The sequence below is a fragment of the Geodermatophilus sp. SYSU D01106 genome, assembly GCF_054049995.1.
The window spans coordinates 104,081-117,828 of sequence record NZ_JBJGYM010000011.1 but is presented as its reverse complement, the minus strand read 5'-3'; the positions used below and the strand labels follow the sequence as shown (position 1 = coordinate 117,828).

Here is a 13,748-nt window from a genome sequence, read left to right as displayed (position 1 = left end):
CAAGCTGAGCCCGTGCGGCACATCGGGATCGACCTCGCCTGGGGGCTCAGGCAACCCACCGGCCTCGCCGTGCTGGACGACGCCGGCCGACTGGTGCACGTCAGCGCGGTGCGCACCGACGAGGAGATCGAGACCGCGCTGGCCCCGTTCACCGCCGGTCCGTGCATCGTGGCGATCGACGCCCCGCTGGTGGTCACCAACGCCACCGGGAACCGGGCCGCCGAGCGGGCGCTCAACGCCGACTTCGCGAGGTTCGAGGCCGGGGCGCACCCGACGAACACCGGCAGAGCCGAGTTCACCGATGGTGACACCCGCGGCGGGCGGATCGGCCGGCGCTTGAAGTTGGACCTGGACCCCCGCTCGCGCCGCGACCGCCGGGCGATCGAGGTCTACCCGCACGCTGCGACGGTGGCGCTGTTCCGGCTGGGCCGCACGCTGAAGTACAAGGAGAAGCCGGGCCGGGTGCTCGAACAGATGCGCGCGGAGCTGCTGCTGCTCATCGATCTGCTGAGCGCGGTGGCCGAGCTCGACCTCGGGGAACCGTTCGCCGCGCTGCGCCGGCATGTGCAGGCCGCCACCCGCAAGAGCGAGCTGCGGGTGGCGGAGGACCAGGTCGACGCCGTGGTGTGCGCCTACGTGGGATGGATCGCCGTCCGACGCCCGGACGAGGTGACCACCTACGGCGACGCCGCCGGCGGCGCGATCGTGACCCCGAGCCTGCCGCCGGACCTGCAGCCCGGCCCCCGGGATGCCGCGCCACCGCCCGACCCCGTGCAGCAGGCCATCCAGGCGTACGCCGACGGCCGGCCCGAGACCCTGGTCGCCGGGGAGCAGGCACTGGCGCTCGTCACCGGGGTGCTCGACGAGGCCGGGATCAACTACCTGTCGGTGACCGGGCGGACCAAGACAATCGCCTCGTTCGCGGAGAAGGCGGCCCGCACGGTCGACGGCGTGCCTGCGTACCCGGACCCGATGCGGGAGATCACCGACCAGATCGGCGTGCGGGTGATCACCTACGTGCAGAGCGACGTGGAGGCGGTCGCTGAGCTGCTGGCCGCGCAGGTGCGGGTGATCGACGACCTCGACATGGGGCGGCGGACCGCGCAGCAGGGCCGGTTCGGTTACTCCAGCCGGCACCTGCTGATCAGCGTGGACCGTGGCCGGGCGGCCGAGCTGCCGGAGCTGGTCGGGCGCGTGGTGCAGGTGCAGGTGCGCACGGTGCTGCAGCACGCGTGGGCCGAGTTCGAGCACGACATCCGCTACAAGGGGACGGTGCCGGACGAGCACGCCTCCGAGTTCGACCGCCGCTTCACCCTGGCCGCCGGGTTGCTGGAGCTGGCCGACCAGCAGTTCACCGCGATCCGCGAGCGCCTCCGGGCACCGGTTCCCGCCGACGAGGCCGACGACATCGACCCCGACGACCCTCGGATCGCGCCTCGGGAACTGGCTGCGTTCTTGGCGGGGCAGTACGCCGACGCCGGCTGGTCGCGCCCGGACCACTACACCTGGATCTCCGGCCTCCTGCTCGAACTCGGCGTGACCAGCCTGGTGGAGCTGGGTGAAGTGCTGCGCGGCGTCGACGACAGCGGCATCACCGCCCGGATGGACTACCGCTACCCCCCGGGTGCCGTGCGCCGGCTGGACGACACGCTGCTGGCCGGCTTCGGGCAGCGGTACGTGGACCTGCACGGCAACGCCGACCGCCGCACCGCGCTGACCACCCGGCTGCAGCGGCTCACCAGCAGCTGACCACCGCGCCGCGGCCGAGTACCCGACACCCGACGAGACTGCCCGGAACGACGACCGGGGGTGAGCAGTCATAGCCTCACCCGCATGCGCGCAGTCCAGATCACCGAGTTCGGTGGCCCCGAGGTCCTGAACGTCGTCGACCTCCCCGACCCCGTCCCCGGCGACGGCCAGCAGCTCTACGAGGTGAGCGCGGCCGGCGTGAACTACGCCGACACCCACCAGACCGAGGACAGCTACCTCGCGCCGCAGACCCTCCCGCTCGTGCCGGGCGCGGAGTTCGTCGGCCGCCCCGCCGGCGGCGGCGAGCGCGTGGTCGGGCTGGTCGAGGGCGGCGGGTACGCCGAGAAGGTCGTCGGCAGCCCGCGGCTGACGTGGCCGGTGCCCGACGCCGTCACCGACGAGCAGGCCCTCGCCCTGGTGCTGCAGGGCACCACCGCCTGGCACCTGCTCAGGACCAGCGCGCACCTGGCCGCGGGCGAGTCGGTCGTCGTCATCGCCGGCGCCGGCGGCGTCGGGTCGCTGGCCGTGCAGCTGGCCAAGCGGTGGGGCGCCGGGCGGGTCATCGCCACCGCGTCCAGCCCGGAGAAGCGGGCACTGGCCGAGGAGCTCGGCGCCGACGCCACCGTCGACCCCGCGCTCGCCGACGACGACCCGAAGACCTTCACCGCCGCGCTGCGCGAGGCCAACGGCGGGAAGCGCGTCGACGTCGTCCTCGAGATGACCGGCGGCAACGTCTTCGACGGCTCGTTCTCCGCGCTCGCGCCCTTCGGCCGGCTCGTCGCCTACGGCATGGCCGGCCGGCGCCCGCCGAAGGCCGTGCAGCCGCCGTCGCTCATGGGCACCAGCCGCGGCGTCATCGGCTTCTGGCTGGCGCACTGCTTCAGCCGCCCGGCGATGCTCGACGACGCGATGAGCGACCTGCTGCAGCTCACCGCCGACGGCGCGCTGGAGCCGGTCGGCGGCGGGCGCTACCCGCTGTCCGCCGTCCGCGAGGCGCACCAGGACATCCTGTCCCGCCGCACCACCGGCAAGCTGGTCCTCGACCCGACCCGCTGACACCGCACCTCACGCACCGTCACCGCCCGGAGGGCCCGTCCCTCCGGGCGGTGGCGCGTCTCCCCCCGACGGGTCACGACCACTACACCGTTCCGCTATCCCCTCCCTAGCGTCCCTGGTGACCACTGCTGGGGGTGTGCAACGTCGCCCGGACCCCGGCGATCACCCGGATCGTCCAGGGGAGACCGTGTCCCGACCGACACCCCGTGCCCGCGCGGCCGCGTTCGCGCTCGGCGCGACCCTGCTCGCCGGCCTCACCGGCTGCGAGTGGCCCGACGTCAGCATGAGCCCCGGTCTCGGCGCCGCCGCGGCCGAGACCACCGAGGCCGCCGACCCCACCGACGAGACCGCCGAGGAGACCGCGGCGGAGGAGAGGGCCGCGGAGGAGACGGCGACGACCGACGAGGTCGCCGTCCCGACGCCGGTGCGCCCCGCCGGGGACCTCGACGCGGGTTCGCTCACCCGCGCGCTCCCGGCCGGCGACCGCACCGTGGTCGTCGACTACTGGACCGCCGACCAGGCCACCACCTGGACCGCCGCCCAGGACAAGACCATCCAGATCGCCGCGCACGTCGAGGGCGGGGACGACGAGACCGAGGTCCTCGTCACCCGCTTCGCCGCCACGACCGACGACGGCACCGCCCGCGTCCTCGCCGCCGAGGACCGGGGCGAGTTCGCGCTCATGCCGCCGTTCAGCTACACCACCGCGCTCACCCTCACCGAGGCCACCCCGGCAGCGACGTCGCTGACCGTCACGGTGCAGTTCGACCTGCTGGTCGAGACCGAGCCCGGCGCCCAGCGCTACTTCCGCCAGACCGTGCTCGACACCCTCGAGCTGCCGCTCCTGCAGGAGGACCCCTCGTGACCCAGCTCGTCGTCCACGGCATGCGGCGGTCCACCGACCGCGTGCAGCTGCTCGCCCGCGGCGGTCAGCAGATCCCCGACATCAGCTCGCTGGTGCCTGCCGAGTTCGGCGGCCCGCAGGACAGCGCCGAGGCGCTGCGCCACGCCACCATCAGCTGCGTCATCCCGGCCTACAACGAGGAGTCGACGATCGCCGACGTCCTCACCTCGCTGCTGTCGCAGACCCGGCCGCCGGACGTCGTCCACGTCGTCATCAACAACACCGACGACGACACCCCGGAGATCGCCGGCCAGTTCGTCGGCGAGCACACCCGCGTGGTCAAGGGCGAGACCTACCGGACCACCGTGCACGTGCACGACATCGGCGAGAACCCCGACAAGAAGGTCGGCGCGCTCAACTACGGCTACTTCGTCAGCCGCGGCTACGACTACATCCTCGGCGTCGACGGCGACACCACCCTCGACCGGCGCTGCGTCGAGTGGCTGGAGAAGGAGATGGTCACCGACCCGCGCATCGGCGGGCTGTCGGCCATCTACACCTTCGACAAGTCCAAGGTGCACGGCGCGATGGCGAAGTTCCTCGTCGCCGGCCAGCGCGCCCAGTTCGCCGGCTTCAACATGGACAACCTCGTCCGCGGCCGGAACATGGCCGTCCTCGGCGGCCAGTGCAGCCTCTTCAGCGTCCGCGCGCTGGAGGCCGTCATGTACCGCCACCACCAGTCCGCCCCGTGGGTGCGCGACTCGGAGGTCGAGGACTCCAAGCTCTCCCTGCAGATCAAGGACGCCGGCTTCAGCACGAAGATCAGCGCTCGGGCCCGCGCGTTCGTGGGGCCGATGACCACGCTGCGCGCGCTGCACGGCCAGCAGGTGAAGTGGAACTTCGGCGGCATCGACCTGCTGTGGCCCGGTCAGCGCGGCGACAGCAAGGGCCAGCCGCTGCACCCGAACCTGCGGCTGCGCTGGTACGAGAACATCTCGATGGTCTTCAACATCGCCGCCCGCATGGGCTTCCTGCTGCTGCTGGCGGCGGCGCTGTCGATCGACGCGTTCGTGTTCAACCCGATCTGGCTGATCCCGCCGGCGGTGGCGACGCTGCTGAACCTGCGGATCGCGCTGGCGATGCACGACAAGAGCGCGACGGACCTCCTCTACGCCGCCCTGGTGGCGCCCGCCGAGCTCTACATGTGGGTGCGGATGGGCCACTTCGTCACCGCGTGGGTGCAGTTCTTCGCCCGCGTGGAGAAGGACAACTGGGCGGCGCAGGCGGCGGCCGAGCGCGGCCGCGGGTCCGCCTACGTCATGCCGGCGGTCTGCGCGGCGGTCACCTTCGCGGTGCTGATCTTCGCCTGGAGCCAGCAGAGCATCGGCGTGCAGTCGGCGATCCTGTCGATCGGCTGGCCGGTCCTCTACCTGCTGACCATCCTGCAGACGGTCTTCATGCTGAAGAAGCTGGTGCGCCGTCAGCGCGGCTTCAGCGTCTGACCTCATGACGCGCGCGAGGGGCCCCGGACCTGCTGGTCCGGGGCCCCTCGTGCGTGCGCGGCCGGGCCGCGGTCAGAACAGGCGCTGCAGCCGCCAGGCCGCGAGGCCGAGGCCGCAGGCGAGCAGCAGGGTGGCCACCCGCACGAACCAGTAGGAGACGTCCTGCGGCTCGGTGGTGTAGCCGATCTGGCTGCCCAGGTCGTCGTAGACCGCCTCGAGCTCGGCGCGGGTGCGGGCCTCGTTGTACTGCCCGCCGGTCTCGTCGGCGATCAGCCGCAGCGCCTCGCGGTCGATCGGCACCGGCGTCCGCTCGCCGCCGATGTCGATGGAGCCGTAGTCGGTGCCGAACGCGATCGTCGACACCGGCACCCCGGCCTCCTGCGCCGCGGAGATCGCCTGGGTGTTCTCCCGGCCGACGGTGTTGTAGCCGTCGGACAGCAGCAGGATCCGCGCCGGGGGCAGCGCCTCCTCCGAGCCGACGTCGAGGGTCGACTGGAAGGTGCTGATCGCGGTCAGCGAGGTGAAGATCGCCTCGCCGATCGCCGTCGCCTCCGACAGCTCCAGGTTCGCGATCGCGCCGCGCACCTGGTCGCGGTCGGTCGTCGGGGTCACCAGCGTGGACGCGGTGCCCGAGAACGACACCAGCCCGAGGTTGATCCGCTCCGGGAGGATGTCGACGAAGTCGCTGGCGGCGTCCTTCATCGCCTCGAACCGGCTGGGCTCGATGTCCTCGGCCTGCATCGACAGCGACACGTCGAGGGCCAGGACGACGGTGGCGGTCTCCCGCGGCACCCGCACCTCGGTGCTCGGCTGCGCGAGCGAGAGCACCAACCCGAGCAGCGAGGCGAGCGTCAGCCCGAACGCGACGTGGCGCACCCACCCGGCCCGCTTGGGCAGCAGGCTCGCGGCGAGCCCCGTCTGGGAGAACCGCGCGGCGTACACCCGCCGGCGCAGCTGCTTGACCACGTACAGCGCCGCGAGGGCGACGACGGGCACGAGGGCGATCAGCCACAGCGGTGACTGGAAACTCACGGGCGGGCCCTCCTGGGGTGCGGGGCGCTCACCGCGAGGCCCCGCCGCTGCCGGCGCGCCGGCGGTCGGCGACGAAACGGACGACGTCCATCAGCCAGTCGCGGTCGGTGCGCAGCTGCAGGTGCCCGGCACCCGCGCGGCGCAGGCCGGCCGCGATGGCCCGCCGCTGCTCGGCGGCGCCGGCGGCGTAGCGGGCCCGGAACTCGGGGTCGCCGGTGGGCACCTCGAGCGTCTGGCCGGACTCGGGGTCGCGGACGGTGAGCAGGCCGACGTCGGGCAGCTCGAGCTCACGCGGGTCGACCACCTCGATGGCGAGCAGCTCGTGCCGGGTGCCGAGGCCGCGCAGCGGACGCTCCCAGTCGGCGGTCTCCCCCGCGTCCGACCCGAGGAAGTCGCTGACCACGACGACCAGTCCGCGGCGGCGCGGCGGGCGGCGCAGGGTCTCCAGCGCCGCGGCGAGGTCGCCGCGGCGGCCGGTGGACGCCCGCGGGGTGGCGACGACGGCGCGCAGCAGCCGGTCGGCGGCGAGCCGGCCGGGCTGCGCCGGGTAGCGGTCGACCCGCTCGCCGGTGGTGACGACGGCGCCGAGCCGGTTGCCGCCGCGCACGGTCAGGTGGCTGACGGCGGCGAGCCCGGCGATGGCCAGGTCGCGCTTGTCGCACAGGCCGGTGCCGAAGTCGAGGCTGGCCGACAGGTCGACCACCGCCCACGTCTCCAGCTCGCGGTCGGCGATCGTCTCGCGCACGTGCGGCACCTGGGTCCGGGCGGTGACCGGCCAGTCCATCCGCCGGACGTCGTCGCCCGGGTGGTAGGTGCGCGAGTCGCCGGCCTCGGTGCCCGACCCGGGGACCAGGCCCAGGTGGTCGCCCTGCAGCAGCCCGTCGAGCCGCCGCCGGACGGTGAGCTCGAGCCGCTGCAGCAGGACGTCGGCCGGGCCCTCGCCGAAGTGCGGCGGGGAGCCGTCGCCGTCGCGGGGGTCGATGCCGGAGCCGGGGGTGCCGGAGCCGGGGGTGCCGGAGCCGGGTGTGCCGGCCGCACCCGCGGCGGGTGCCGAATCCGTCGCCGTCCCGGCTGCACCCTCGGCAGCGGCGGCCTCCGCCGCCCGCGCGCGGCCGCGCCGCAGGATCACGCCTGCGGGGTGCCCGGGGCGTGCCCGTTGCCGGCGGGCGCGCCGGGACCGGGCTGGCCGTTCTGCGCCTGACCGGGTGCCTGACCGAGGGCACGGCCGGGCTGCTGGCCGTTCGGCGGGGCGGGCGGCGGGAACGGCGGGCCGTACTGCGGCGCGCCCTGCGGCGGCCCGTACTGCGCCGCCCCGGGCGGGGGCACCTGCGGGCCGCCGGGCGCGGCCGGCCCGAAGCCGCCGGCGCGCTGGCGCGGGGTGACCTGCGGCAGCGGCACGGTCTGCAGGATCCGCTTGACGACGTGGTCGGCGGGCACGCCGTCGGCCAGCGCGTCGTAGGAGAGCACGAGGCGGTGGCGCAGCACGTCGGCGGTGACGTCGAGGACGTCCTGCGGCAGCACGTAGTCGCGGCCGCGGACCAGGGCGAGCGCGCGGCTGGCGGCGATCAGGCCGAGGGACGCGCGGGGGCTGGCGCCGTAGGACACCCAGGAGGCGACGTCGTCCATGCCGTGGTCGCGCGGCTGGCGGGTGGCGACGACCAGCCGCACGACGTAGTCGACCAGCGCGTGGTGCACGAACACCTGGGAGGCGGTGCGCTGCATGCGTCGCAGGTCGTCGGGGCCGAGGACGGTCTCGGCCACCGGCGGCGTCGAGCCCATCCGGTAGATGATCTCGCGCTCCTCCTCCGGGCTCGGGTAGTCGACGAGCACCTTCATGAGGAAGCGGTCGCGCTGGGCCTCCGGCAGCGGGTAGACGCCCTCGGACTCGATCGGGTTCTGCGTCGCGAGCACGAGGAACGGGTCGGGCAGCTTGTGCGTGACGCCGCCGATGGACACCTGCCGCTCGGCCATGACCTCCAGCAGCGCCGACTGCACCTTCGCCGGCGCGCGGTTGATCTCGTCGGTGAGCACGAAGTTGGCGAACACCGGGCCGAGCTCGGTGTCGAAGGCGTCCTGGCCGGCCTTGTAGATGCGGGTGCCGAGGATGTCGGCGGGCACCAGGTCGGGGGTGAACTGCAGGCGGGCGAACTGCCCGCCGACGACCCGCGCCAGCGTCTCGACGGCGAGGGTCTTCGCGACGCCGGGCACGCCCTCGAGGAGCACGTGGCCGCGGGCCAGCAGCGCCACCAGCATCCGCTCGACCAGCCGGTCCTGGCCGACGATGACCCGCTTGATCTCGAACAGGACCCGCTCCAGCCGCGCGGCGTCGGCCGACGGCGGCACCGGAGCACCGCTCGCGGCGGACGCGCCCGCGGGCTTGTCGAGAGGGGTGCTGGCGGCGGTGGTCACGGGGCTCCCTGGATGCCGGTCCGCGGCCGCCGGGCACCCGTCGTCGGGGTCCCGGAGAGGCCGGTGACGGGCCGCTCGCCCGTCCCGGCGCCAGTGTCCCACCCCGACCTGGCACGCCGTCCGGTTCGGCCGTGCGGCGCCCCGCGCGGCGCGTCCGCCCGGACACGCCGCCGCCCCCGGACGCGCGGAGGCGCCCGGTGCGTCCCCCTGCACCGGGCGCCTCTCGGCTGCTAGCGTGGGCGGTGCGTCGGGCAGCTCCCCCCGTGGCTGCCCGACGCCCCACTCCTCCCCCGGCCGGTGTCCCCCTCCCCGGCCCGGGAAGCCTCCTCGGTCAGGCGGTCGGACGGACCGCGCCGAAGTAGTCGCTGCCGAACCACATGGAGCCGGTCCGGACGACGTCGCCGCTCTGCGGGGCGTGGATCACCCGGCCGTTCCCGATGTACAGCGCGACGTGGTAGATCGACGTGTACGAGCTGCCGGAGCCCCAGAAGACCAGGTCGCCGGGGCGCAGGTCGGCGCGGGCCACCGTGGAGCCGCGGAAGCGCCACCACTGGTCGCGGCTGGTGCCGCCGATCCGGATGCCGGCCTGGGCGTAGGCGTACTCGGTGAGCCCGGAGCAGTCGAAGCCCCAGATGCGGGTGTCCGGCGGGATGCCGTAGCCCGGGCCGTTGCTGCCGCCGCCGCCCCAGCTGTAGGGCAGGCCCTGCTGCGACATCGCGGCGTCGATCGCGGTCTCCACCGCCGACGCCGAGGGCGCGCCGGCGGTGGTGGCCGGCGGCGGCGTCGGGTTGCCCGAGGACGCCGAGCCCGAGCCCGACGACGACGAACCGGACGACGAGCCGGACGAGGGCGTGGTCGCCGACGAGCCCGACGAGGACGAGCGGGACGGCGTGCTGGGCGCGGCGGCTCGCGGGGCGGGCGCCGGCGCCGGTGCCGGGCGGGCGGCGGCCCGCGCAGCAGCGGCCGCGGCGGCCTGGGCGGCCTGCTCGGCGGCGGCCTGCTCGGCCTCCAGCTGCGCGACCTCGAGACCCGCGGCCTCCGCCTGGGCGGCGACGGCGTCGCGCTGCTCGGCGACGGCGGCGCGCTGCTCGCGGGCGGCGGACTCCTGCGCCTGCGCGCCGGACAGCGTGACGGCGGCCTCGGCCTGCAGCGTCTCGGCCTGCGCGGAGGCGACCTGCGCCTGCTCCTGCGCGGCGACGGCCTGCTGCTGCAGCACCTCGAGCTCGCCGACGACGTCGACGCGGTGGCTGCCGGCGGCCTCGAGCAGCGCGGCGCGCTCGATGAGCTGGGCGGGGCCGTCGGCCGACATGAGCGCGGCGGCGCCGGGGGCGGTGGTGCCCTGGATGTAGGTCGTGCGGGCGTAGTCGGCGACCTGCGCGCGGCCCACGGCGACGTCGGCGTCGGCCTGCGCGGCGGCGGCCGTGGCGGCGTCGGCGGCGGCGCGGGCGGCCTCGTAGGCGGCCTGCGTCTCCTCGTAGTCCTGCAGCGCGATCTGCGCGTTCTGGTGCGCCGTCTCGGCGGCGGCCTCGGCCTGCGCGAGCTGGGCGCTCAGCACGCCCACCTGCTGCTCGGCGGCGACCCGCTCGGCCTCGGCGGCGGCGATCTCGGCGTCGCTCGGGGCGGCGGCGGCGGTGCCCGGCGTCAGCCCCAGGACGACCAGGCCGGCGACCGCGGTGCCGGCGGCGCGGATGGCCCAGTGGTGATGTCGCGTGCGCGTACCCGTTCCCACGTGCCGACCCCTCCCGGTGCGCCGGCACGCCGGCCGGCGCTCGCTGTGCGGGCGCCCGGGACCGGACGCCACCCAGGCCGGTCATCGACCGGCCCGGGTGACCTCCGGAGTGATCTGCGGGGGATCTCCCCCCATGGGGGTGGGCCTCAGTTCACCTGGCGGCCTCCGGTGGAGGACCAGAACGGCTCGCGCAGCTTGAACTTCTGGATCTTGCCGGTGGCGGTGCGGGCGAGCTCGTCGCGGAACTCGACCCGCTTGGGCGCCTTGTAGCCGGCCAGCCGGGTGCGGCAGTGGGCGATGATCTCCTCCGCCGTCGCCGTCTCCCCCTCGGCGAGCACGACGAGGGCGGTGACCAGCTCGCCCCACTTCTCGTCGGGGATGCCGATGACGGCGACCTCGGCGACCGCCGGGTGGCTGAACACGGCGTCCTCGACCTCGATCGAGGACACGTTCTCCCCGCCGGTGATGATCACGTCCTTCTTGCGGTCGGAGATCGTGAGGTAGCCGCCGTCGTCCACGCTGCCGCCGTCGCCGGTGTGGAACCAGCCGCCCTCCAGCGCCTCGGCGGAGGCGTCGGGGTTCTCCCAGTAGCCGGCGAGCACGGTGTTGCCGCGGGCCAGCACCTCTCCCGACTCGCTGATCTCGATCCGGGTGCCGAGCGCGGGGACGCCGGCCCGCGACAGCCGCCTGGCCCGCTCCTCGGGGTCGAGGTCGTCGAACTCCGCGCGGGGCCGGTTGACGGTCAGCAGCGGTGCGGTCTCGGTGAGGCCGTAGATCTGGTTGAACTCCCAGCCGAGCTCGGCCTCCACGCGGGCGATGGTCCGCGACGGCGGCGGGGCCCCGGCGACGACGATGCGCACCCGGTCGCGGCCCGGGACCTCGCCGTCCCACTCGGCGGCGGCGTCGAGGACGGCGTTCCACACCGCCGGCGCGCCGGACATCATCGTCACGCCGTGCCGCTCGACCCGGCGCAGGATCTCCGCGCCGTCGACCTTGCGCAGCACCACCTGGCGGGCCCCGACGCCGGCCATCGTGTACGGCAGGCCCCAGCCGTTGCAGTGGAACATCGGCAGCGTGTGCAGGTAGACGTCGCGGTCGCTGACCTGCATGTGCATCCCGAAGGTGACCGCGTTGACCCAGATGTTGCGGTGGGTCATCTGCACGCCCTTGGGCCGCGCCGTCGTCCCGCTCGTGTAGTTGATCGTGGCGGTGGCGTCCTCGTCGGGCTCGGCCCACGGCCGCGGCTCGGCGTCGAAGGCCAGCAGCTGCTCGTACTCCTCGCCGGTGCCGAAGCGGTGCTCGGCCTGCACGCCCTTGAGCGAGGTCTCCAGCTCCGGGTCGACCAGCAGCACCCTCGCGCCGGAGTGCCCGACGATGTAGGAGACCTCCTCGGGGTTGAGCCGGAAGTTCACCGGCACCGCCACCCGCCCCGACGACGGCACGGCGAGCAGGACCTCCAGCAGCCGGGCGGCGTTGTGGCTGACGACCGCCACCCGCTCGCCCTCCCCCACGCCCAGGGCGTCGAGCCCCGCCTGCAGCGCGCGGCCGCGGCGGGCGACGTCGCGCCAGCTCACCTCCCCCAGCGACGGGGCCGGCTGGTCCGGCTCGTCGACGATCCCGACCCGGTCGCCGTAGACGAGCTCGGCGCGGTCGAGGAAGTCGCGGGTGGTCAGGGGCACGCGCATGCCGGGCTCCCGGGTGGCCAGGGCCGACCGCGGTCGGCCGCTCGACGTGGTCGGGGTCACGCTATCCGCTGGCGAGCACCAGCCACGCGGCCACGAGCGTGCCCGCCGTCGCGGCCAGCGCCCGGACGGTGTCCACCCGCAGCAGCCGGGCGAGCACCGCCCGGTCGAAGCCCTGCGCCAGGTGCCTGTGCAACGGCACGGCGAGCAGGCCGGTGACCCCCAGGACGACGCCCAGGCAGACGGCGGCCGCGACCACCCCGGGCACCGGCGCGCCGGCCGGGCGGGCGGCGAGAAGCCACAGCACCGTGACGCCCTGCCCGGCGAACAGCGGCCCGACGACGGCGGTGACCCGCCGCTGGTGCGCCTTCTCGTAGGCGGGGAACGCCCCGGCCGGCACCCGCGCGAACTGCGGGTAGACCAGCGCCCGGACGGTCCACTGGAACCCGGCGTAGGCGGCGGTCAGCGCCAGGTGGACGACGAGGAGGGTCACCGCCGCGTCGTCGTCTTCGGCGTCGTCGTCCTCGGCGTCGTCTTTGTCGTCGTCTTCGGCGGCTTGCCGCGCCAGGCCAGGCTCCGCGCGTCGAGCTCGCGCAGCAGCGGGTCGCCCTCGGCGAGCACCCGCTCGGCCATCGCGACCGCCCCGGCGAGCTGGTCGTCGGACAGCTGGGCGAAGGCCGGCGAGCGGCGGCGGTCGAGCACGTCGTACCAGCGCCCGCCGACCGCGTGGTCGAGCACGATCCGGCCGAAGCAGTGGTCGTTCGTGACCACCCAGCGGCCCTCGCGCGCCCGCCGCGGCAGCTCGTGCAGCACCAGCTCGCGGTAGCGGGCCTCGAGGTCGGCGCGGGTCACGCCGTCCCCAGCAGTCGCGGCAGCGCCGTCGAGATGGGCTCGCGGACGACGAGGTCGGCGAGGTCGTCGTAGGGCGTGGGCTCCGCGTTGACGATGACGACCCGGGCGCCGTGCGCGGCGGCGATCTCCACCAGCCCGGCCACGGGGTACACGACGAGCGAGGTGCCGACGGCGAGGAAGACGTCGCAGTCCGCGGCCGCCTCGGCCGCGGCGGCCAGCACCCGCTCGTCGAGCGCCTGCCCGAAGCTGATGGTGGCCGACTTGAGGATGCCCCCGCAGACGCGGCAGGCCGGGTCGTCCTCGCCGGCGTCGAGGCGGGCCAGGGCGTCGTCCATCGACGTGCGGTCGCCGCAGGACAGGCACTCGACGGCGTGCACCGTGCCGTGCAGCTCGAGCACGGTGCCCGGCGGGGAGCCGGCGGCCTGGTGCAGCCCGTCGACGTTCTGGGTGAGCAGCGCGTGCAGCCGGCCCTGCTCCCCCAGCCGCGCCAGCGCCCGGTGCCCGGCGTTCGGGGCGACGTCGGCGGACCGCATCTCCGCCCGCATGCGCCACGCCTTCCGGCGGATCCCCGGGTCGGCGACGTAGTAGGACAGCGTCACGAGCTTCTCGGCGTCGGGGTCGCGGGTCCAGACGCCGTTCGGGCCGCGGTAGTCGGGGATGCCGCTGTCGGTGGAGATCCCGGCGCCGGTGAGCACGGTGACCCGCCGGGCCTCGGCGAGCCAGCCGGGCAGCGGGTCGGGGACGGCGCCGGTCACGCGCCCACGGTAGGCACGCCCCTCGGGCCGGGCACTTCCGCGGAGATTCACCGGCCCCACCCGGTGCGACACAGGTCACCGGGTGAGGGAAGGGTCGCCTTCCCAGCGGCCCGCGCGCGCCACCTGGGATGATGGAGG

12 protein-coding genes are annotated in these 13,748 nt (G+C 74.9%); 4 read left to right on the top strand and 8 right to left on the bottom strand.

From position 1 onward, the window contains the following. The first annotated feature begins 12 nt into the window (after positions 1-12). The 4 genes from ACI78R_RS13630 (at position 13) to ACI78R_RS13615 (ending at position 5,151) form a co-directional block, all read left to right on the top strand. Positions 13-1,749, top strand: a complete 1,737-nt coding sequence (locus ACI78R_RS13630; RefSeq protein WP_457041105.1) for a DUF429 domain-containing protein — start codon at positions 13-15, stop codon at positions 1,747-1,749. Positions 1,750-1,833: 84 nt separating this feature from the next. Continuing rightward, on the top strand, positions 1,834-2,805 hold the full coding sequence (locus ACI78R_RS13625; protein ID WP_457041104.1) for a quinone oxidoreductase family protein: 972 nt from the start codon (positions 1,834-1,836) through the stop codon (positions 2,803-2,805). Between the two features lie 187 nt (positions 2,806-2,992). After that, positions 2,993-3,670, top strand: coding sequence for a hypothetical protein (locus ACI78R_RS13620; RefSeq protein ID WP_457041103.1), 678 nt, complete (start codon positions 2,993-2,995; stop codon positions 3,668-3,670). Then, positions 3,667-5,151, top strand: a complete 1,485-nt coding sequence (locus tag ACI78R_RS13615) for a glycosyltransferase family 2 protein (protein ID WP_073420246.1) — start codon at positions 3,667-3,669, stop codon at positions 5,149-5,151. The genes ACI78R_RS13620 and ACI78R_RS13615 overlap by 4 nt, the downstream gene beginning before the upstream one ends. Before the next feature lie 72 nt (positions 5,152-5,223). Here the strand turns inward: ACI78R_RS13615 and ACI78R_RS13610 are convergent, their stop codons facing one another. The 8 genes from ACI78R_RS13610 to ACI78R_RS13575 all read right to left on the bottom strand — a co-directional run bounded on the left by ACI78R_RS13610 (position 5,224) and on the right by ACI78R_RS13575 (position 13,610). Next, positions 5,224-6,183, bottom strand: coding sequence for a VWA domain-containing protein (locus ACI78R_RS13610; RefSeq protein ID WP_336027437.1), 960 nt, complete (start codon positions 6,181-6,183; stop codon positions 5,224-5,226). Between the two features lie 28 nt (positions 6,184-6,211). Continuing rightward, positions 6,212-7,312 carry a DUF58 domain-containing protein gene (locus ACI78R_RS13605; protein WP_457041102.1) on the bottom strand — a complete coding sequence of 367 codons (1,101 nt, stop codon included), beginning with the start codon at positions 7,310-7,312 and terminating at the stop codon, positions 6,212-6,214. Continuing rightward, positions 7,309-8,592, bottom strand: a complete 1,284-nt coding sequence (locus ACI78R_RS13600; protein WP_457041101.1) for an AAA family ATPase — start codon at positions 8,590-8,592, stop codon at positions 7,309-7,311. The genes ACI78R_RS13605 and ACI78R_RS13600 overlap by 4 nt, the downstream gene beginning before the upstream one ends. A 331-nt stretch (positions 8,593-8,923) precedes the next feature. Further along, the gene (locus ACI78R_RS13595; RefSeq protein ID WP_457041100.1) at positions 8,924-10,321 is read right to left on the bottom strand and encodes a C40 family peptidase; all 1,398 of its coding nucleotides are present in this window, start codon (positions 10,319-10,321) and stop codon (positions 8,924-8,926) included. A 146-nt stretch (positions 10,322-10,467) separates the two neighbouring features. Then, positions 10,468-12,006 carry an AMP-binding protein gene (locus tag ACI78R_RS13590; protein ID WP_073420768.1) on the bottom strand — a complete coding sequence of 513 codons (1,539 nt, stop codon included), beginning with the start codon at positions 12,004-12,006 and terminating at the stop codon, positions 10,468-10,470. Positions 12,007-12,067: 61 nt separating this feature from the next. Next, positions 12,068-12,496 (bottom strand): DUF1772 domain-containing protein, encoded by a 429-nt coding sequence (locus ACI78R_RS13585; protein WP_457041099.1) that lies wholly within the window; start codon positions 12,494-12,496, stop codon positions 12,068-12,070. Beyond that, positions 12,493-12,855 carry a hypothetical protein gene (locus tag ACI78R_RS13580; protein ID WP_457041098.1) on the bottom strand — a complete coding sequence of 121 codons (363 nt, stop codon included), beginning with the start codon at positions 12,853-12,855 and terminating at the stop codon, positions 12,493-12,495. The genes ACI78R_RS13585 and ACI78R_RS13580 overlap by 4 nt, the downstream gene beginning before the upstream one ends. Then, positions 12,852-13,610, bottom strand: a complete 759-nt coding sequence (locus ACI78R_RS13575) for an SIR2 family NAD-dependent protein deacylase (protein ID WP_457041097.1) — start codon at positions 13,608-13,610, stop codon at positions 12,852-12,854. The genes ACI78R_RS13580 and ACI78R_RS13575 overlap by 4 nt, the downstream gene beginning before the upstream one ends. Positions 13,611-13,748 lie beyond the last annotated feature (138 nt).

Bases quoted from the DNA above. Each gene is read 5' to 3' on its own strand.
- ACI78R_RS13590 (WP_073420768.1), bottom strand. From the start codon at position 12,006: ATGCGCGTGCCCCTGACCACCCGCGACTTCCTCGACCGCGCCGAGCTC.
- ACI78R_RS13625 (WP_457041104.1), top strand. From the start codon at position 1,834: ATGCGCGCAGTCCAGATCACCGAGTTCGGTGGCCCCGAGGTCCTGAAC.